The following is a 15,371-nucleotide window of genomic DNA, read 5'->3' on the forward strand; positions in this document are numbered from 1 at the left end:
ATGAAGCAGAAGCAAGTTGTTGAGCTCGCGACTGAGGTACTCATACCTGAGTGGAAGAAAGAGCGCGAGTTTCAGGCGCGGCTAGAGGCGTGGGCGAAGGGCAAGCATGAGCGGCCATACCGTCCGCGTGAGGTGAACGATGAGTACGAGGCCATCGAGGACCGGTCGAAGGTGCCTCTGCTGGGGCTGATCGTCCGCATCTTCGGGCAAGGGCTCGAACTCATCGACTACACGCCTGGCGATGCGGGCATGAAGGATGAGCTGTGGCGCATCTGGACTGCGAATCAGATGCCGTCCCGGCAGAAGCGCCTCTGGAAGGCGGCGTTCACTGGCGGTATCGGGTACGCCCTCGCGCTGCCCGGTGAGCCGGTGCCCCAGATCAAGCTCTACTCCCCGAAGAACATGATCGCCGTCTACCAGGACGCCGAATATGACGAGTGGCCGATGTATGCGGCCGAGGGGACACCAGCGAACAAGTCAGGGTTCCACTTCCGGGTTTTTGATGACGAGAACGTGTACACGCTCGGCATGAACGCTGAGGGTGGCAAGGTCGAGTTCATCACGGAGGAAGCTCACGGCGCCGGTGTCGCCCCTGTGGTGCGGTTTGCTGGCGAGGTCGACACTGAGGGAGCTGTTGAGGGTGAGGTTGAACGCCTCATCCCGATTCAGTCCGCGATTGATCAGGCAAAGTTTGATCAGCAAATGACGCAGACGTTCTCGAGCTTCAAGATTCGGTACGCGACCGGCATGGCCTCACCCGACAACGACGAGGACCGGGAGCGGGTAAAGCTCGTCCTGGCTCAGGACCGCATCTTGCTGTCGGAGAATCCAGAGTCAAAGTTCGGCACGCTCGACGGCACCGACCTCCTCGGATACATCGAGTCAGGTAAGGCGTCGAAGCAGGAACTCGCGACAGTCGCCCAGGTCTCCCCGAAGGCCATTGTTGGCGCTCAGGCGAACACCGCTAACGGGGCTGAGGCGCAGGCCGCTGACGAAGCTTCCACGATGCGCAAGCTCTCGGACTTCGAGACGGTGTTCTCGCCGGCGATCGGGCAGCTGTTCCGCCTCACCGGCTCTCTCGCCGGTATCGAACGCGCGGCCAGCGATTATGCAGGGCGATGCACCTGGCGTGATTCGGAGATCCGTTCGCTCGCACAGATCGCTGACGCGGTCGCGAAGCTCGCAGACGATCGTCTGGGCATCCCGCGCGAGGCGCTGTGGGAAATGCTGCCAGGCGTCACCCATGAGAAGGTCGCTGCGTGGAAGTCGTACGAGGGGGACGCGTTCGCGGAACTCTTGAACGGGATCGGGCGAGGTGGGGCGAATGCTGACAGCCGAGCTTAGAGCTGAACAGCAGCGCATCGCTGAACGGGCAACCGCTGAAATGCTGTCCCTGTTTGGGGCGCTGCAGTTCAAGGACGTGGATGCGACCGCGCCGGCGTTCATTGAAGCGTCGGTGTCGGTCGCTGACCGGTACCACCGTGAAGCGTCAGCGCTCGGCGGGGACATGTACTTGTCGATGCGTCGTGATGCTGGCGTTGCTGGTCATTTCACGGTGGCGCGGCCTGAGTTTGATGATGTGCAGCTGCGACGCGATCTGATCATCCTCGGCCCTGTCTCTGCGAAAAAACTCATGGGCCAGGGCGTCAGGATCCGTGATGCCGCAAAATCGGTGTTCACGCTCACCTCAGGCAGGGTCGCTACTGCGGCTTTGGCTGGCTCACGCGACACAATCTCCCGCTCCACTAATGCCGACCAGCAGGCAATCGCCTATGCGCGGCAGCCCGCATCTGGGGCGTGCGATTTCTGCATGCTCATGGCGGAAAACACGTACACAGATGCCTACTCGGCGATGTACTCGTTGGGCACACGTAAGCGGGCGAAAGCGCCACAGCCGATGGGGTCTAAGTTTCACGACCATTGCCGGTGCACCTTGCTGCCCTTGTTCGCCGGGCAGATCGCTCCTGGAGCGCGTGACCGACAGGCTTTTCTTGCCGAGTGGGCTGCTGCATCACATCAGGGGCAAGGTTTCCGAGAATTCGTTGAACAGAAGCAAGGCTTCTCGCTCAGCAAATAACAGCTTCCCGGCAAGGGGCCGGGTCTAGTCACAGGAGGGCTAACACTATGGCTGAAGAGCCGCACATTGAGGAAGAGACCGTCGAGGATGAGACGCCCGAAACGGTCGAGGAAGAGCAGCCCGAGGCAGAACCGAAGCCGTTTGACGGCGAGTTCGATGCCGAGCGGGCTCGCCGCACGATCGACACGCTGCGTGGCGAGGTGCGCGAACTGAAGAAGCAGAAGGAAGCGCCGGCTGATGACCCCGAGAAGGGGCAGCTGAGCGTCGAGAACCTGCAGCTTCGAGTCGCGCTCGAAACTGGCCTCACCGCGAAGCAGGCGAGTCGCCTGCGCGGCGCCACTCGTGAGGAAATGCTCGATGACGCTCACGACCTGTTCGAGGCGTTCGCGCCACGTCGGGAAGAGCCGAAGTCGCAGCAGCCACGCCCCCGCCTCAGGGGCGGCGCAAAGCCGGAGGAAGAGCCGGAGCTGTCCGCGAAAGACATCGCGGCCAACATCCGTCTCTAACTCGTTCAACCATCCGTCGAAGCCGTCCAATATGGGCGGCTTTTCGTATTTCTAAGGAGGAAAGATGGCTCACATCTTCCAGAAGGCAGAAAAGATTGCAGGTACCGCTCTCGGTATCCTGCAGCGTCAGATCCTGCTCCCCTCGCTCTTCCCGGAGCGTCGCGGGATCACCGATTTCAAGGGCGCGAAGGGCGATGTGATCAACATCAAGCGCCCCGCAATCCTGAAGGCCCGCGATGCAGGCTTCCGTTCGCGCAACGCGCTCGTGATGGATGACCTTCTCACCTCGCGGATCCAGGTGAAGCTGTCCGAGTACCCGTACTCGGGTGTCTCGCTCTCTGATGAGGAGCTCACGCTCGACATCGAGAACTTCGCACAGGAGGTCACCGCGCCGCAGACCGCCGCGATCGCGCGCTACTTCGAGGATGGCATCGCCAAGACCCTCAAGGGTGCGACCTATGTCCACACGGTCGACTTCAACGGCCTCGCTGACGATCCCCGTAAGGTAGCGATCCAGGCACGCAAGAAGCTGAACACGAGCGAGGTTCCCGCCGCCGGCCGCTACTGGCTCGTCGGCGCGGACGTGTCGGCTGCGATCGCGTCGTTCGGCAAGCTCCTCGATGTCGACACTTCGGGGCTTCCCGAGGCAGTCCGTGAGGGTGTCGTGGGACGTCTCGCAGGGTTCACCATCGTCGAGTCGAACGCTCTCGCGCCGACGGACTCGTACTTCGTGCACAGTTCGGCGCTTGCGCTCGCCTACGTCACCCCGGTGGCTCCGAAGGGCGCAACGTCGGCTGCTGTCGCGGCAGAGGGCGGGCTCGCTGTCCGTCAGCTGTTCGACTACGACGCGAATGCGCTCGCTGACCGATCGATCCTGTCGGTCTTCACCGGCGGCGCCGTGGTCACCGACCCAAAGCTAAAGGCTGATGGCACGGTGCAGGTCACCGGTGGTGAGGTCGTGATGGAGTTCATCCGCGCCGTCAAGGTGAACTACAGCGAGGTCGAGCCGCCCGCCGGTACCGGGGAGTAGGCATGTCAGCCCCGCTGGTAGCGACGGCGTCGCTCGCGTCTTGGCTGGGGCTGACCTTCGATGAGGGCGACACTGCTCGGGCGGGCACCGTGATCCAAATGATCTCGGGGTTCGCTCGAGCAGAGTCCGGCAAGTCTGACTGGACTGTTGAGACGGTCCCGGAAGATGTTGCTCTCATCGTGTTGCTCGCGTCCGTGCGGGCATGGTCAAACCCTGACCTGAAGACTTCAGTCACCCATGACGATGTGACACGTCGGTGGGAGTCAGGCACGTTCTTCGATGAAGCGCAGTTGCGTGTGCTTCGGAAGTATCGTCCTGGCACTGGTGGTGGCCTGTCGTCAGTTCAGTTCACGACACCCTCGGCTGCGTACGCGCAGAAGACGGCGTTTTTCGATGTTGAGGGCGGACGCCCGGTTGGGATGTACCGTGGGCGCGGATATTGACCTTGTGATGGCCCGGCGAGAAGCCGAACGGCGCATGAGGGAAGTCGTGACCGTTGGCGAGGAGAGAATGGTCAGGCCCCCTGGCGGGTTCGACGCAGAGCGGGTACTTACCCCGGTGTACGAGGGTCGGGCACGGGTGAAATTCCCTTCAGCTTCGGCTTACGCCGCGTCGCCTGCAGGCCAGCAGGTAGCGATCACCAACATTGTGTTGTCTGTCCCGTCAGGGTCGCCAGTGTTCCCTCCTGGGCTCGTTGTCCGTGTCGATTCCTCAGCTGACGACCCCGCCCTCGTTGGGCGACGGTTCCGCATTAAGGGGCCGGCACAGGCGGGCCAGACCACTGCGCACCGATACCCGGTGACGGAGGAATCATGAGCGATGACCTTGACAGCTTGATCCACGATTTGGGCGAGTTCCCCAAGCACGCGGGCAGGTTTGTGGAGTCTGCGCTCAAGCGCACAGCGCAGGGCATGAAAGAGGATTGGCAAGACCTCTCGAAGGGGCCCTCCGGCGGGCACGCGAAGCGGTACCCGCACGCGGTCGACTACGACATCACAAAGTCGGAGTTTCCGCATTTCTCTGCTGAGGTTGGCCCGAACTTGGGCCGCTCGCAGGGCTCGCTTGGCATCCTTGAGGAAGCCAACGGTGGGGTGAAGTCTGCCCCGCAGAACCTCCGCGCGAGTGTGGTGCGTGCGAACGAGACAGACTTTGTTCGCGGCATGGAGAAAGCTCGTGAAGACGCGCTACGGAGGGCTGGCCTGTGATCGCTGAATGGGAAGCAACCAAAGCTCTGCTTGAGTCTGTCGGATTGCATGGGCGTGTGAGAGACGCCCCAACGGACGATAAGGGCGAAGTGGTGCGTGCTGACTACGTGGTGCTCTATGGTGCTGGCCCTGACGAGCTCACTGATGGCCGGTATGGGACGATCCCGCGCCCGGATTCTGATGCAGAGTACGAGTTCTGTGTGCGTGGCGTTTCTGATGACCCCGGGGTGGTGCGTCTCCTGATGGAGAAAGTGCTGCTCACGGTTGGGCGGAAGCCTGTGGTTCCGGGGCGGCGCGCTGACCCGGTGACTGTCTCGTTTGAGAAAGCGAAAGTTGATAACTCGGTGTCGCCGCCGCTGCATTTTCAGGATGCGTGGCTCAAGTTCACTTCGAGGAGGGGCTGAATGGCGAAGTTCATTCGTGTGGAGTCGCTGGTGACTGGTCACCAGTTCGACATTCATGAGGATCAGTTCGACGAGGCCGCGCATAAGCGGGTCAAGTCGAAGCGGTATCCGCCGTCGGGGCGGGTGCGGCGCACAAAGTTCAGGGCCGGCAGAGTGCCGGCCCTTTCTGTTTCCCCGGTCGGGGAGGAAGGAGCGACCGATGTCGCGAGTAATTCCGAAGGCGATTAAGACCGCCGGCACCCGACGGGTGCTCTTCGTGCCTGGTGGCGTGGAGGACAAGAAGGCCATCAAGAAGACCGAGGTTGACTCGGCAAAGAACGTGTCGTGCTATCTGACGCAGTTCAACCAGACCGCGGATCAGGCAGCGATTCAGGATCGCCGCTACTGCTCCTCGCAGGTGTTCGAGATCCCGGGCGAGAAGACGAAGAGCCTCGAAGTGTCGTACACCTTCAACCTTGCTGAGCCGACCGAAGACGAGGCCCGCATTGCCCTCAAAGCGGGCACCCGCGGCACGATCATCCGGTTCCTGCAGAAGGACGAGGATGACGACACGTTCGCCGCCGAGGACTGGTACGACGCCGTCGACATCGAGTGCGGTGAGCAGATGGTGATCGATGGCGAGGACAACGCGCTGGATCGCATCAAGCAGAAGATGTTCATCCAGTCCGAGTGGGAGCCGTTCGCTCAGCTCGTCGCCTAACTAACTCCCGGGGGTGGGTTGCCCACGAGCCTGCCCCCGGGCTCTCTTCTTTCTTTCGTGGTTTCGTGGATGGAGATTTGTGATGTCGTTGAAGTCGAAGCTGAAAGCTCGGAAGCCGGAGTACCTGGATCTCGTGTTTTGCATGGATCGGCCGCTGCTGAAGGAGCTGGAGCAGGCCCGAACGGAGCACGCCGAGGCCGCAGCGGAGCGGCTGTCGGTTCCGAAGAGCCCGGCGGTGAAGGCGTTGGAGAAGGCTGTCGCTGATGCGTCAGTGACGCTGCGCGTGTCGTCATTGCCGTGGGAGGCGTACAACGATCTGATGCTCGAGCATCCTGCGCGCGAAGGGCATGACGAGCAGTTCAACTCGTCCACGTTCTATGCGGCGGCGGCGAAGGCGACCGCTGAGGAAGTGACGGCGAAGAGCACTGTCCCGATTCCTGAAGAGGATTGGGAAGAGTTCGCCGCTGGGCTCACTGATGGTGAGTATGACCGTCTCGCGGGTGCGGTGATCGCGGTGAACCGCAACACTGCGACGGTGAATATTGCCCCTTTAGCGTAAGGCTCCGCTCTGACAGTCGGCTGTTGCGGGATCTTCGGATTGCTTCGCAGATGAAGATCCCGCCGAGCAAGCTGTGGGGTAGAGAGCCTGAGCGTCGCATCGTCCCTGATGGTGACGGGTGGCGTGTGGAAGAGGGTGCTGAGTACACGAAGCAGGATTACGAGCTCCTCGCTGCGTTGCATGAGTACGAGGCGTCGATCGATTCGCACGGCTTCCCGCTCGAGGAGTCGATGTCGGTTGGTGCTGACCCGTTGAATCCGAAGGGCACGCACCGGTATGAGGCTCGGCCGATTCGGAACTGGGCTGATGATGCGGTGGAGCAGGCGCAGAAAGATCCACGGTACTCGGGAGAGAACTCCTCTTCAGCCCGAAAATGGCGCGTCTTCAAGGTTCCCCGCTAGGAATCGAGCTTCTCGAAGATCAATGTATGCGGCCCATACTTGCCGTCCGCTTGGTGCTCCAACTTGTAGCCACGCTCTTTGGCGCCAATGACGACAGTCTCGTATTTCAGGGACTGCATGTTGATTTTGAACGTCACGGTTGGCTCGCCGTTGAACGCTTTGTCGAGGATCTGCGCGGAATTCGCCTCGGCAGACTTCTGCGATTTGTTCGTGCCCAAAAGCACGAAAAACCCGAACAGCCCGAAGGCCGCAAGGCCCAGCAGCACTAGTCCAATCATGCCCCGATCATATCGGGGCATTTCTCTTTTGTGGGGTGAATTCCATTGGCCGATCGGATTGTGAAGATCAAGCTTGACGCCGATGCGTCTGGAGCAGTTAAAGGGTTTGGGGCGCTGCGCGACGCGGCTTCCGAGGCCAAGACGAAGATGCATGAGTCTGCGCGCTCACAGAGGCAAGAGTGGTCAACGGTCGGGGCAGGCCTGACCGCTGTTGGGGTTGCTGTCACTGGTGTCGGTATCGCAGCCCTGAAGACGGGCATCGAGTACAACACGCTCCAGCAGACAACGCGTGCCGCTTTGTCGACGCTGCTCGGCTCGGCTCAGGCCGCGAACGCGCAGATGGACAAGCTGGACGCCTTCGCCCGTAACTCGCCATTCTCGAAGCAGACTTTTATCTCCGCTCAGCAGCAGATGCTGGCTTTCGGCATCGAGACGTCGAAGGTGATCCCTTACCTCGATTCAGTGCAAAACTCTGTTGCTGCGATGGGCGGTTCGAACCAGCAGATCACCGAGATTGCATTCATCATGTCTCAGATTTCGGCGGCATCGAAGATCACTGGGCAGGACTTGATGCAGTTCGGTCAGCGGGGCATCAACGCTGCGGAGCTGATCGGTTCTCAGATTGGCAAGACCGGAGCCCAGATCCGGCAAGACATTACCGCGGGCACGCTCGACGCGGATAAGGCGCTTGATGCGCTCGCGGCTGGCATGCAGTCGAAGTTCGGTGGAGCGGCCGCGAATGTGAAGAACACGTTCTCCGGGGCGATGGATCGTGTGAAGGCTGCTTGGCGCGATTTCGCTTCGGAGCTCGCCCGACCGTTGGTGGATCCGAATGGCGGCGGCGCCCTCGTAGATCTCCTCAACTGGGCTGCTGACGCGATGCGAGCTTTTGAAGCTCTCCCCGGCCCGGTGAAGGGCACAGTTTCTGCGCTCACAGGGCTTGCCGGCGGAGGGGCGCTTGCAGCAGGCACGTTCATGCTTGCTCTGCCAAGGATTCTCGAGTTCAAGGACGCGCTAGCAGCACTTGGAGGGGTGTCTGGCATCGCCAAGGGTGGGTTGGCTCAGGTCACGAATTTCCTGACTGGGCCCTGGGGCATTGCGCTCGCTGCTGCAGCCGCTGTCGTCACGGTTCTTGCGATCGAAAACGCAAAGCTGTCTTCCCAAGCGCGTGAGCTCTCCGAGACACTCGACGAATCCACGGGAGCGATCACCGCAAACTCGAAGGCTTGGGCTGCGAACCAGCTCCAGCAAGACGGGGTGCTCTCAGCGGCAAAGCGTCTCGGCATTAGCGCGTCGGATATGACCGAGGCTTGGCTTGGAAACGCTGACGCAGTCGAGAAGGTCACTGATCGGATCAGCCGGTTCTACAACGACACCGATTTCCGTCTTGAGAACATCGAAGGAAACGACCGGTGGTTCAAAGATCTTGGTGTGCTCAATGGTGCGCTTGATGGGAGCAATAAGGTTCTCTCCGAAGCGAAGGTGCGTCACAACGAGCTCGCCGAGGCGACTGCTGAAACTGATGAAGCGACGGGGGCTGCAGCGGGTAGCGTCGACAGGGCATCTGCATCGTTCGCCGATGCGTCGTCTCAGTCGCAGGAGCTTGAAGCTTCCCTCAGGGCATTGCTGGAGACGTACAGCGAGCTGAATGGGCTTGGGCAGTCTGCGGAGCAGACCAACGCTTCGTTGCAGAAGTCGTTCTCGAAGCTGCAGGAGTACGTCGCGAACGCGCAGGCCGGCGTGGACGGGTACTCCCGATCGCTTGATGGGTCAACCCTTGCTGGCGCGTCGAACCGGGCGATGCTGGCCGACCATGCCGCAGATGTGGAGAAGGACGCTCAAGCACAGTTTGACCTCGAGTCGAAAACGCTTGGTGCTGCTGCGGCGGCGGATAACTTCGCTGCACGTCTCAATGCTGGCCGGAAGCAGATCTATGACACCGCGCTCGCGCTGACAGGGAACGCGCAGGAGGCGCAGAAGCTCACTGACAAGCTCCTCGCGGTACCGGATTCGAAACAGATCCAGGTGCTGTTGCAGGGCGCGGCGGAAGCGGAGCAGAAGATTGACTCGGTCGCGTACAAGCTCAGCCTGATCCCTTCTGTGGTGAAGACAGAGATCCGCACCATGGAAACCCTCGTGTACAGCGAGGAAGGTCTGAAGAAGAAGTATGGGTCAGGAAAGGCGAACGGCGGAACGGTCGGGTTAGCCCAGGGCGGCACCATCCCGGGCTACGCGAATGGTGACACTGTCGGCTTCGGTGGTGGCGTCCGTGGCGGCACCGTGTGGGGTGTGGGGACTGCGAAGTCTGACTCGGTCAACGTGGACCTCTCCGCTGGCGAAGAAGTCATCCAAGAGCCGTACGCGTCACTCAACAGGCCCCTGTTGAAAGCCATCAACCGGGGCCAGCTCACCGAGTCGATGTTGCAACCGCAGGTGTTTGTTGTGCAGCAGCAATCAGCTGACACGCCGCTCATCGGCGGGAACGTGCAATTCGTCTCCTCCGGCAATCTGCATTCCGACGTAGGGACAGTCACGCACGCTCTGCGCGCACTCGGGCGAGGGGGAAAATATGTGGGTTCTCGATGACGGGGACAAGCAGCTCATGCTGACCTGCAAATTCGAAGGCATCGGCCTGACTCGCCCACCAGAGGTGGGCACTGTCGAGATCGAAACCGACGACCAATCACTCCCCCGCGCCGATGGCATCGTGATGGGCGAAGACTTCTACGGGGCGCAGACGGTGAGCTTTGACTTATCGCTGCGCCCCGAACAGGGGAAGCCTGTCGCTGACCTTCTTGGCGAGTTGCGTCACTTCTGGCGCGCACCCTCGCACCGAAACGTTGGCGGGAAAACAGTTGAGCTTCGCTCCCCTAGCGGGCGGTCAACATTTGGTCGGCCACGCCGGTTCTCCCCTAACCGGGACAACGAGAAGCATGACCACATCACGGTGGATGCCGACTTTGAGTCAGTTTCTGACCTCTGGTTCGGTGCTTCGGGGAGTGCGCTGGTGTCGCTCGTGCCCCCGCTAGGGCGCGGTTTGGTGGCTCCGCTTGTGGAACCGCTCACAATTCAGGGGGCCGCGCAGAACGCGCAAGGCTTCACTGTCGGGGGTGAGGAGCCCGCATACCCGGTCATCGTGTTTCGTGGCCCGATCACGAACCCGTCGCTGCATGGTGACGGGTGGGTGGTGAGGGTGCGGGGCACGCTCGCCTACGACGAAACGTTGACGGTGGACACTCGCCCGTGGGTGCGGTCGCTCAGCCTGAACGGGCGCCCGGTCGCTGGCATGTTGATGCCGTCTTCATCCAGGCTCCGGGACGTGACCTTGTCCCCTGGGTTTCATAGCGTGCAGCTACGAGGTACTGACATCACGGGCACGGCTTCTGCCCTGATCTTGTGGCGTGAAGCGCACGCCGCGTTCTAACTCTTTCTCTCTTGTTTTTGGCCCCTTTCCTGGGGCTTTTGTTGTTTGGAGGCTCTTGTGGCTGTTGATCCTGTGCCGTGGTTTATTCAAGCGCCGGCGGAGCACTCCGCTGAGGTGGCGCGCACGCTCGCATATCAAGCGATTGGTGGGAAGGAAGGCCTTGCCCGTGCTGGGGATCTGATCGTTCGCGCGCTGCCTGTCCCTGGCGGTGCAGTGCAGGTGCTGCCAGGTGCTGCGGGGATCCTGAACCGGGGCTCCGGGGGTGGCGGGCAGGCCTACGTCGGCCGTGTGGGTGCAGCGGTGACTGTGCCGATCGCGGCGACTGGGTCTGGTGGGGGCAGGTCAGACCTCATCGTGTTCCGGGTCGATGATCCCCAGTACGGGGGCCAAACACCTGACTCACCCGTCGAGGGGCCTTACATTCGCCTCGACGTTGTGTCTGGGGTGAACGTTTCGGTGACCCGCGTGCAGGATGTGCCTGGGCATGAAGCAGATTCCGCGGTCACGCTCGCACGGGTTGATCTGCCAGCGTCGACTGGCACCGTGACCGACGCGATGGTCACTCCCCTCGCGACAGTGGCAAGCCCTCGGCGGGAAGAGTCCGTCTTCGCCCGCCCCCGCATTGCCGCCGACGACACCCCCGAACGAAACCTGACAGCATCTGTTGGGACTGGAGGCGAGTTTTTCCCCGGCGGAGGCGGCGTTGCAAACGAGTTCCAGGTAGTCATTCCTGAATGGGCTGCCTACGCGGTGATCGATGCCTCCTGGCTCAGCATCTACTACGGGGCAAACCGCAACCCGTTTGGTGACTATTGGCTTGAGTTCGGAGACGAGTACCGTCCACACACCTGGCCGAACAAGCAGCAGTTCGAGTTTGCGACACAGCACTTTTCGTTCAACGCACCACTGACGGCGGACGAGAAGACGACGAATTGGCTCCTCATGGACACTGTTCCCATCGCCGAGAAGCTCCGCGGAAAGCGTGCCACGTTTGCGTTCAAAGCGGGATACGGCAACAGCCCAGGGGCTGGGTCGGTGTGGATGAACTCACAAGGCGGACTGGGGTGCCGCATCACCTTTGTGGAGCAACTCATCGCCGCGAATCTAGCGTAGGAGGAGCGCATGCGCTATCTGGCTCAACGCCCGTCCGGGGAGTTCGTCCACACAGACATCCCCCTCGTTGACGCCTCACCGACGTGGGAGCTGTCCGGCCCGGGAGGGCTCGACGGGTATCTTGCACCTGATGTGGGCGAAGCGATCGCTTGGGACGGGCACCCGGTCATTGACGAATGGGGCACCATCATCCACCTCGAGCAGGACGGCCTGATCCGGGGGTCTTGGGATGTGGAGCGTGTCGACTATGTTGGTGCCCGCCTGAAAGTTGAATGCCGAGGCGTCGCCGGCTACCCGGCTGGCCTTGTTGCGCGAGTAGATTGGTCACTCATCCAGGTCGACCCGGCGCAGGTGTTCCGTGACCTGTGGGCGCACGTCCAGTCTTACCAGGACGGGAACCGTAGGGTCACCGTCGTGGGTGAGACTCCTGTGCGCATCGGAACCGATGAACGTACTGTGGATTTCACCACCGGCGCCGGCGAGCACGTGTCTTTCACTGCTGGGCCGTACCGGATCTCCGAAGCAGACGCGACCGACGTGGGGCGAGAGCTCGACTCACTCGCAGCAGACACCCCGTTCGACTTCACCACGCACTCGTCTTGGAATGCTGACCAGTCGGACGTGCTGCATGAGATTCGCATCCACTACCCCAAAGCCGGTAGGCGCAGGCACGACCTGGACTTCATCCAGGGAGACAACATCACCTCCGTAGTGCCCCTTGAGGGCAGTGGTGACGTGTGGGCTTCTGAGGTTCTCGGCATCGGGGCAGGTGAAGGAAAACTGGCACTCCGCCGATCCATGGGGAAGGTGTCACACCGGCTCCGCCGAACCCGGGTAGTCGAGGCGAAAGATGTGAAGTCAGCGGCTCGCCTCGACCGCATCATCGCCGATGAATACGCCTCGATCGCCCCAGCCCCTGGAGTCGATTCGATCCGTGTTCGGGATCATCCCAACGCCCCTATCGGGGCATGGCAGCTCGGTGATGAAATCCTCATCCAGACCGTGCAACCGCATCTGGGCGACTACCAGGGCTGGCACCGAATTGTGGCGTGGACATGGCTGCCAGAGGGCGGCGCAGAGATCGAGGTGAGGCGCGTATGACTGATCCGGACGTGAAAGCACTTGCGCGTGAGATTCATCGACTGAAGGAGCAAGTCGCGTCTCTGTCAAGGGTGCGTCAGCTCACCGCTTCTTCGATCCCGATCACGGTGGATAGTGACGACGGGCCTGTGTCAATTGATGTGCCGCTCACGGCGGGGGTGTCCCAGGGTGTGCAGGCTGCGACTGATTCGAAGTATGCGAAAGAACTCGCAGAGCAGCTCGAGGCTGAGCTTGGCCCCCTCGCGGGGCAGGTGCAGGAAGCTCTCGCTGAGGCAGAAGCAGCGCTCGCGGCTGCAGGGCTTGCCCGGTCGGAAGCTGCGCAGGCAGTCGCCGACGCGGCGGCCGCGTCTGCCGAGGCCGCACAAGCCGTCGCTGATGCTCTTGCTGCGACAGAGCTTGCAGAAGGCGCCGCGCCATCATGGGCGGTCACCGACCCCGAGGCTTCGGATGCGGCAGGGAAACCCGTGGGGGCGATCTGGTATGTGCGCGACAGTGCCGGCCGTGTGCTTCGCATGTGGGAACTCACCTCATTCGGGTGGGTGAATCGGCCGTTCGATGAGACAGCGATACCGCAGGTTGCGATCGGCTCCGGCACCTACGGCGCCCTCGCGGGCGACCGTCTTGTCGCCAAGTCGGTGACAGCAGCGCAGATCAAAGCGCTCGCAATCACCGCAGCGGAGCTTGCCGCAGGGGCGGTCACAGCGGTAAAGATCGCCGCGAACGCGGTCACCGCTGAGAAGATCAACGCTGGCGCGGTTTCCACCGACAAGCTATCCGCTTTGGCCGTCACCGCAGAAAAGATCGCGGCCGGCGCCATCATTGCGGACAAGATCGCCGCCGGCGCGATCACCACCGCGAAGCTCGCTGCGACCGCGATTGACGGCATGACCATCACGGGCGCCCTGATCCGCACCGCCCCCAGTGGGCAACGAGTGCAGTTGGATGTTCTTGGCCTCCGAACGTTTAATGCGGATGGTCTGGAGACGGGAGTTCTCTCTGCCGGGGATGGTGGCTTCGATCTTCGCGGAGGAGCCACCTGGCGTGCTGCGAACATCGACCTTGGGTTCGCAAGAATCCGTCCCCCTTCTGAGAGGGACGGAGCGTCAATCGACTTGGTGCGAGGTGCCGCCCGGCTCTACTTGGGGGTTGAAGACTCCCCCTCTCTTGGCCCGTTTTCGTCGATCAGCTCCCCAGGGTCGGGCATTGAAATTTCTGCAACTCGCCAGATTTCAGCACGAACTGCAGGGGACCTGTACTTTTTGTCCAGTGCGGGAAAGGCAGAGATCGCCAGCCCTGGGGGCATCGTGCTCAACGGCCCAGTCGACATGAAACAACGCCCAGCAACACTTGTGGGGAAGCAGATCGCAGTCGAAAGACTGCACCGCCTCGCGTCAACAGAATCTGACTCGCTGGGCGGCATCGTGAACGAAGCGATGGTGCCCAAGATGTCCGTCCAGTTCGCTCTGCCCGAACCCGCCCAGGTGCGTGTCACAGCGATGGTGCGCGCTTACTCCAACAACATGGCAGACGTGCTAGCGATTCGCCTCCGTAACAACGGAGCCGTGATCGCTGAGTGGACAAAGCAAGCCAACTCGGCCGGCACCGGTACCACGCAAACCCACAACATTGGGGTAACGAAGGATCTCTCTGCTGGGTCGCACTCGCTGGTGCTGTACGTGCTCCGGGCCGCCGGGAGCGGGAGCATCACGGTGGCCCCCAACGCGACCGGCCCAAACCAACTAACAGTCGAGGAAATAGTCCTCACGAGCTGAACCGAAGGAGCCAGAACTCATGTCCTATCTCATTCAGGCGAACCTTTCAGATGATGCAGAGCTGCACCGGCGAATCATTGCCTGCCTCGTGGCGGAGGGCGCACCGGTTGATGGCCCACTCGAGGGGTGGGTGTACGCGAACAAGTGGGCCTTTTCAGTGCGTCCAGGATGGTCTGCGGCGTACGGGCGCGCAGTCGCTGAGGGCGACGAGCACCCGGGGATGAACGAATCAGCAATCACTGACCAAATGATCCGTGATGCGGTACACGCACTCACCGGGCCGGAGGTGGAGTGATGGCTGGTGTGAAGACGTGGTCGTTTACTCAGTGGCGGTCGTGGGCGGTCGGGAAACTGATCGACATCGATGGCGCCTACGGGGCCCAGTGCTGGGACTTGTGGGCTGATTATGCGATGCGCTGCCATGGGGCAACTGCTTTTGAGGCGTCGACGAGTGGGGATGCTGGCCGTGATTCTGGGCTTGCATCGTCACTGTGGCTTGCGTTTCCTGCCCGCCCCGGGATTGAGAAGCTCTTCGTCCGGGTGGGGCGGGATGCTGCTGTGCAGGAGGGTGACGCGGTGATCTGGGCGTGCTCTGCCGCTTTCCCTGATTCGCATGTGGCGGTTGCGACTGGGCGTACTCGGCCTGGCCAGATCGAGGTTGTTTCGCAGAATGATCGCGGGAGCGCGTCTTCTGCTGCTGGTGCGACACGGGTTGCCTGGCTTACCACTTCCGGGTTGCTTGGTTTCTTGCGCCCGATTGCTTATGGAGGAGATGACATGCCTACTGCTCGTGAGATTGCG

Annotated in this window: 19 protein-coding genes; 18 read left to right on the forward strand and 1 reads right to left on the reverse strand. The window is 61.7% G+C overall.

Annotated features, from left to right (window positions below; all coding sequences use genetic code 11):
- The 12 genes from ABD115_RS10995 to ABD115_RS11045 all read left to right on the forward strand — a co-directional run bounded on the left by ABD115_RS10995 (window position 1) and on the right by ABD115_RS11045 (window position 6,882).
- Window positions 1–1,344, forward strand: a complete 1,344-nt coding sequence (locus tag ABD115_RS10995; protein WP_343960806.1) for a phage portal protein — start codon at window positions 1–3, stop codon at window positions 1,342–1,344.
- Complete coding sequence (locus tag ABD115_RS11000; RefSeq protein ID WP_343960807.1) at window positions 1,325–2,077, forward strand: VG15 protein; 753 nt, start codon at window positions 1,325–1,327, stop codon at window positions 2,075–2,077. The genes ABD115_RS10995 and ABD115_RS11000 overlap by 20 nt, the downstream gene beginning before the upstream one ends.
- Before the next feature lie 47 nt (window positions 2,078–2,124).
- Entirely contained in the window at window positions 2,125–2,583 is a 459-nt protein-coding gene (locus tag ABD115_RS11005; RefSeq protein WP_343960808.1) for a hypothetical protein, read from the forward strand.
- A gap of 64 nt (window positions 2,584–2,647) precedes the next feature.
- Window positions 2,648–3,613: a major capsid protein gene (locus ABD115_RS11010; protein ID WP_343960809.1), complete on the forward strand. Its 966-nt coding sequence runs from the start codon at window positions 2,648–2,650 to the stop codon at window positions 3,611–3,613.
- Between the two features lie 2 nt (window positions 3,614–3,615).
- On the forward strand, window positions 3,616–4,056 hold the full coding sequence (locus ABD115_RS11015) for a hypothetical protein (RefSeq protein WP_343960810.1): 441 nt from the start codon (window positions 3,616–3,618) through the stop codon (window positions 4,054–4,056).
- Between the two features lie 7 nt (window positions 4,057–4,063).
- A complete protein-coding gene (locus tag ABD115_RS16640) occupies window positions 4,064–4,429 on the forward strand; it encodes a DUF6093 family protein (RefSeq protein ID WP_382389482.1) in 366 nt (121 codons plus the stop codon).
- Window positions 4,426–4,818 (forward strand): hypothetical protein, encoded by a 393-nt coding sequence (locus ABD115_RS11020; protein ID WP_343960811.1) that lies wholly within the window; start codon window positions 4,426–4,428, stop codon window positions 4,816–4,818. Before ABD115_RS16640 ends, ABD115_RS11020 begins: the two co-directional genes overlap by 4 nt.
- A 56-nt stretch (window positions 4,819–4,874) precedes the next feature.
- Complete coding sequence (locus ABD115_RS11025) at window positions 4,875–5,222, forward strand: SMC-Scp complex subunit ScpB (protein ID WP_343960812.1); 348 nt, start codon at window positions 4,875–4,877, stop codon at window positions 5,220–5,222.
- Window positions 5,223–5,450, forward strand: a complete 228-nt coding sequence (locus ABD115_RS11030; RefSeq protein WP_343960813.1) for a hypothetical protein — start codon at window positions 5,223–5,225, stop codon at window positions 5,448–5,450. It abuts the gene before it with no gap.
- Complete coding sequence (locus ABD115_RS11035) at window positions 5,422–5,922, forward strand: phage tail tube protein (protein WP_343960814.1); 501 nt, start codon at window positions 5,422–5,424, stop codon at window positions 5,920–5,922. Before ABD115_RS11030 ends, ABD115_RS11035 begins: the two co-directional genes overlap by 29 nt.
- Window positions 5,923–6,004: 82 nt before the next feature.
- The gene (locus ABD115_RS11040) at window positions 6,005–6,481 is read left to right on the forward strand and encodes a hypothetical protein (protein WP_343960815.1); all 477 of its coding nucleotides are present in this window, start codon (window positions 6,005–6,007) and stop codon (window positions 6,479–6,481) included.
- A 50-nt stretch (window positions 6,482–6,531) separates the two neighbouring features.
- Window positions 6,532–6,882 carry a hypothetical protein gene (locus ABD115_RS11045; protein WP_343960816.1) on the forward strand — a complete coding sequence of 117 codons (351 nt, stop codon included), beginning with the start codon at window positions 6,532–6,534 and terminating at the stop codon, window positions 6,880–6,882.
- On the opposite strand, the gene ABD115_RS11050 is transcribed toward ABD115_RS11045, so the two are convergent.
- The gene (locus ABD115_RS11050; RefSeq protein WP_343960817.1) at window positions 6,879–7,160 is read right to left on the reverse strand and encodes a hypothetical protein; all 282 of its coding nucleotides are present in this window, start codon (window positions 7,158–7,160) and stop codon (window positions 6,879–6,881) included. The two genes, ABD115_RS11045 and ABD115_RS11050, sit on opposite strands and share 4 nt — an antisense overlap.
- A gap of 60 nt (window positions 7,161–7,220) precedes the next feature.
- Between ABD115_RS11050 and ABD115_RS11055 the strand changes: the two genes are divergently transcribed.
- The 6 genes from ABD115_RS11055 to ABD115_RS11080 are packed head-to-tail and all read left to right on the forward strand — an operon-like array spanning window position 7,221 to window position 14,865.
- Complete coding sequence (locus ABD115_RS11055; RefSeq protein ID WP_343960818.1) at window positions 7,221–9,746, forward strand: tape measure protein; 2,526 nt, start codon at window positions 7,221–7,223, stop codon at window positions 9,744–9,746.
- On the forward strand, window positions 9,730–10,584 hold the full coding sequence (locus ABD115_RS11060; RefSeq protein ID WP_343960819.1) for a hypothetical protein: 855 nt from the start codon (window positions 9,730–9,732) through the stop codon (window positions 10,582–10,584). Before ABD115_RS11055 ends, ABD115_RS11060 begins: the two co-directional genes overlap by 17 nt.
- Before the next feature lie 57 nt (window positions 10,585–10,641).
- Window positions 10,642–11,697, forward strand: coding sequence for a hypothetical protein (locus tag ABD115_RS11065; protein WP_343960820.1), 1,056 nt, complete (start codon window positions 10,642–10,644; stop codon window positions 11,695–11,697).
- 9 nt (window positions 11,698–11,706) lie between these two features.
- Entirely contained in the window at window positions 11,707–12,798 is a 1,092-nt protein-coding gene (locus ABD115_RS11070; protein ID WP_343960822.1) for a hypothetical protein, read from the forward strand.
- Entirely contained in the window at window positions 12,795–14,570 is a 1,776-nt protein-coding gene (locus ABD115_RS11075; RefSeq protein WP_343960823.1) for a hypothetical protein, read from the forward strand. The genes ABD115_RS11070 and ABD115_RS11075 overlap by 4 nt, the downstream gene beginning before the upstream one ends.
- Window positions 14,571–14,589: 19 nt before the next feature.
- Window positions 14,590–14,865 (forward strand): hypothetical protein, encoded by a 276-nt coding sequence (locus ABD115_RS11080; protein WP_343960824.1) that lies wholly within the window; start codon window positions 14,590–14,592, stop codon window positions 14,863–14,865.
- Window positions 14,866–15,371: the final 506 nt, after the last annotated feature.

Origin of the sequence: Leucobacter albus (assembly GCF_039528015.1) — a bacterium.
Lineage (GTDB): Bacteria > Actinomycetota > Actinomycetes > Actinomycetales > Microbacteriaceae > Leucobacter > Leucobacter albus.

What these genes read in the sequence shown, in the direction of transcription:
- ABD115_RS11000 (WP_343960807.1), top strand. Translation starts at nt 1,325, where the DNA reads ATGCTGACAGCCGAGCTTAGAGCTGAACAGCAGCGCATCGCTGAACGG.
- ABD115_RS11015 (WP_343960810.1), top strand. Translation starts at nt 3,616, where the DNA reads ATGTCAGCCCCGCTGGTAGCGACGGCGTCGCTCGCGTCTTGGCTGGGG.
- ABD115_RS11045 (WP_343960816.1), top strand. Translation starts at nt 6,532, where the DNA reads ATGAAGATCCCGCCGAGCAAGCTGTGGGGTAGAGAGCCTGAGCGTCGC.
- ABD115_RS11075 (WP_343960823.1), top strand. Translation starts at nt 12,795, where the DNA reads ATGACTGATCCGGACGTGAAAGCACTTGCGCGTGAGATTCATCGACTG.
- ABD115_RS11005 (WP_343960808.1), top strand. Translation starts at nt 2,125, where the DNA reads ATGGCTGAAGAGCCGCACATTGAGGAAGAGACCGTCGAGGATGAGACG.
- ABD115_RS11080 (WP_343960824.1), top strand. Translation starts at nt 14,590, where the DNA reads ATGTCCTATCTCATTCAGGCGAACCTTTCAGATGATGCAGAGCTGCAC.
- ABD115_RS11035 (WP_343960814.1), top strand. Translation starts at nt 5,422, where the DNA reads ATGTCGCGAGTAATTCCGAAGGCGATTAAGACCGCCGGCACCCGACGG.
- ABD115_RS11030 (WP_343960813.1), top strand. Translation starts at nt 5,223, where the DNA reads ATGGCGAAGTTCATTCGTGTGGAGTCGCTGGTGACTGGTCACCAGTTC.
- ABD115_RS16640 (WP_382389482.1), top strand. Translation starts at nt 4,064, where the DNA reads ATGGCCCGGCGAGAAGCCGAACGGCGCATGAGGGAAGTCGTGACCGTT.
- ABD115_RS11040 (WP_343960815.1), top strand. Translation starts at nt 6,005, where the DNA reads ATGTCGTTGAAGTCGAAGCTGAAAGCTCGGAAGCCGGAGTACCTGGAT.
- ABD115_RS11070 (WP_343960822.1), top strand. Translation starts at nt 11,707, where the DNA reads ATGCGCTATCTGGCTCAACGCCCGTCCGGGGAGTTCGTCCACACAGAC.
- ABD115_RS11020 (WP_343960811.1), top strand. Translation starts at nt 4,426, where the DNA reads ATGAGCGATGACCTTGACAGCTTGATCCACGATTTGGGCGAGTTCCCC.
- ABD115_RS11050 (WP_343960817.1), bottom strand. Translation starts at nt 7,160, where the DNA reads ATGATTGGACTAGTGCTGCTGGGCCTTGCGGCCTTCGGGCTGTTCGGG.
- ABD115_RS10995 (WP_343960806.1), top strand. Translation starts at nt 1, where the DNA reads ATGAAGCAGAAGCAAGTTGTTGAGCTCGCGACTGAGGTACTCATACCT.
- ABD115_RS11010 (WP_343960809.1), top strand. Translation starts at nt 2,648, where the DNA reads ATGGCTCACATCTTCCAGAAGGCAGAAAAGATTGCAGGTACCGCTCTC.
- ABD115_RS11060 (WP_343960819.1), top strand. Translation starts at nt 9,730, where the DNA reads ATGTGGGTTCTCGATGACGGGGACAAGCAGCTCATGCTGACCTGCAAA.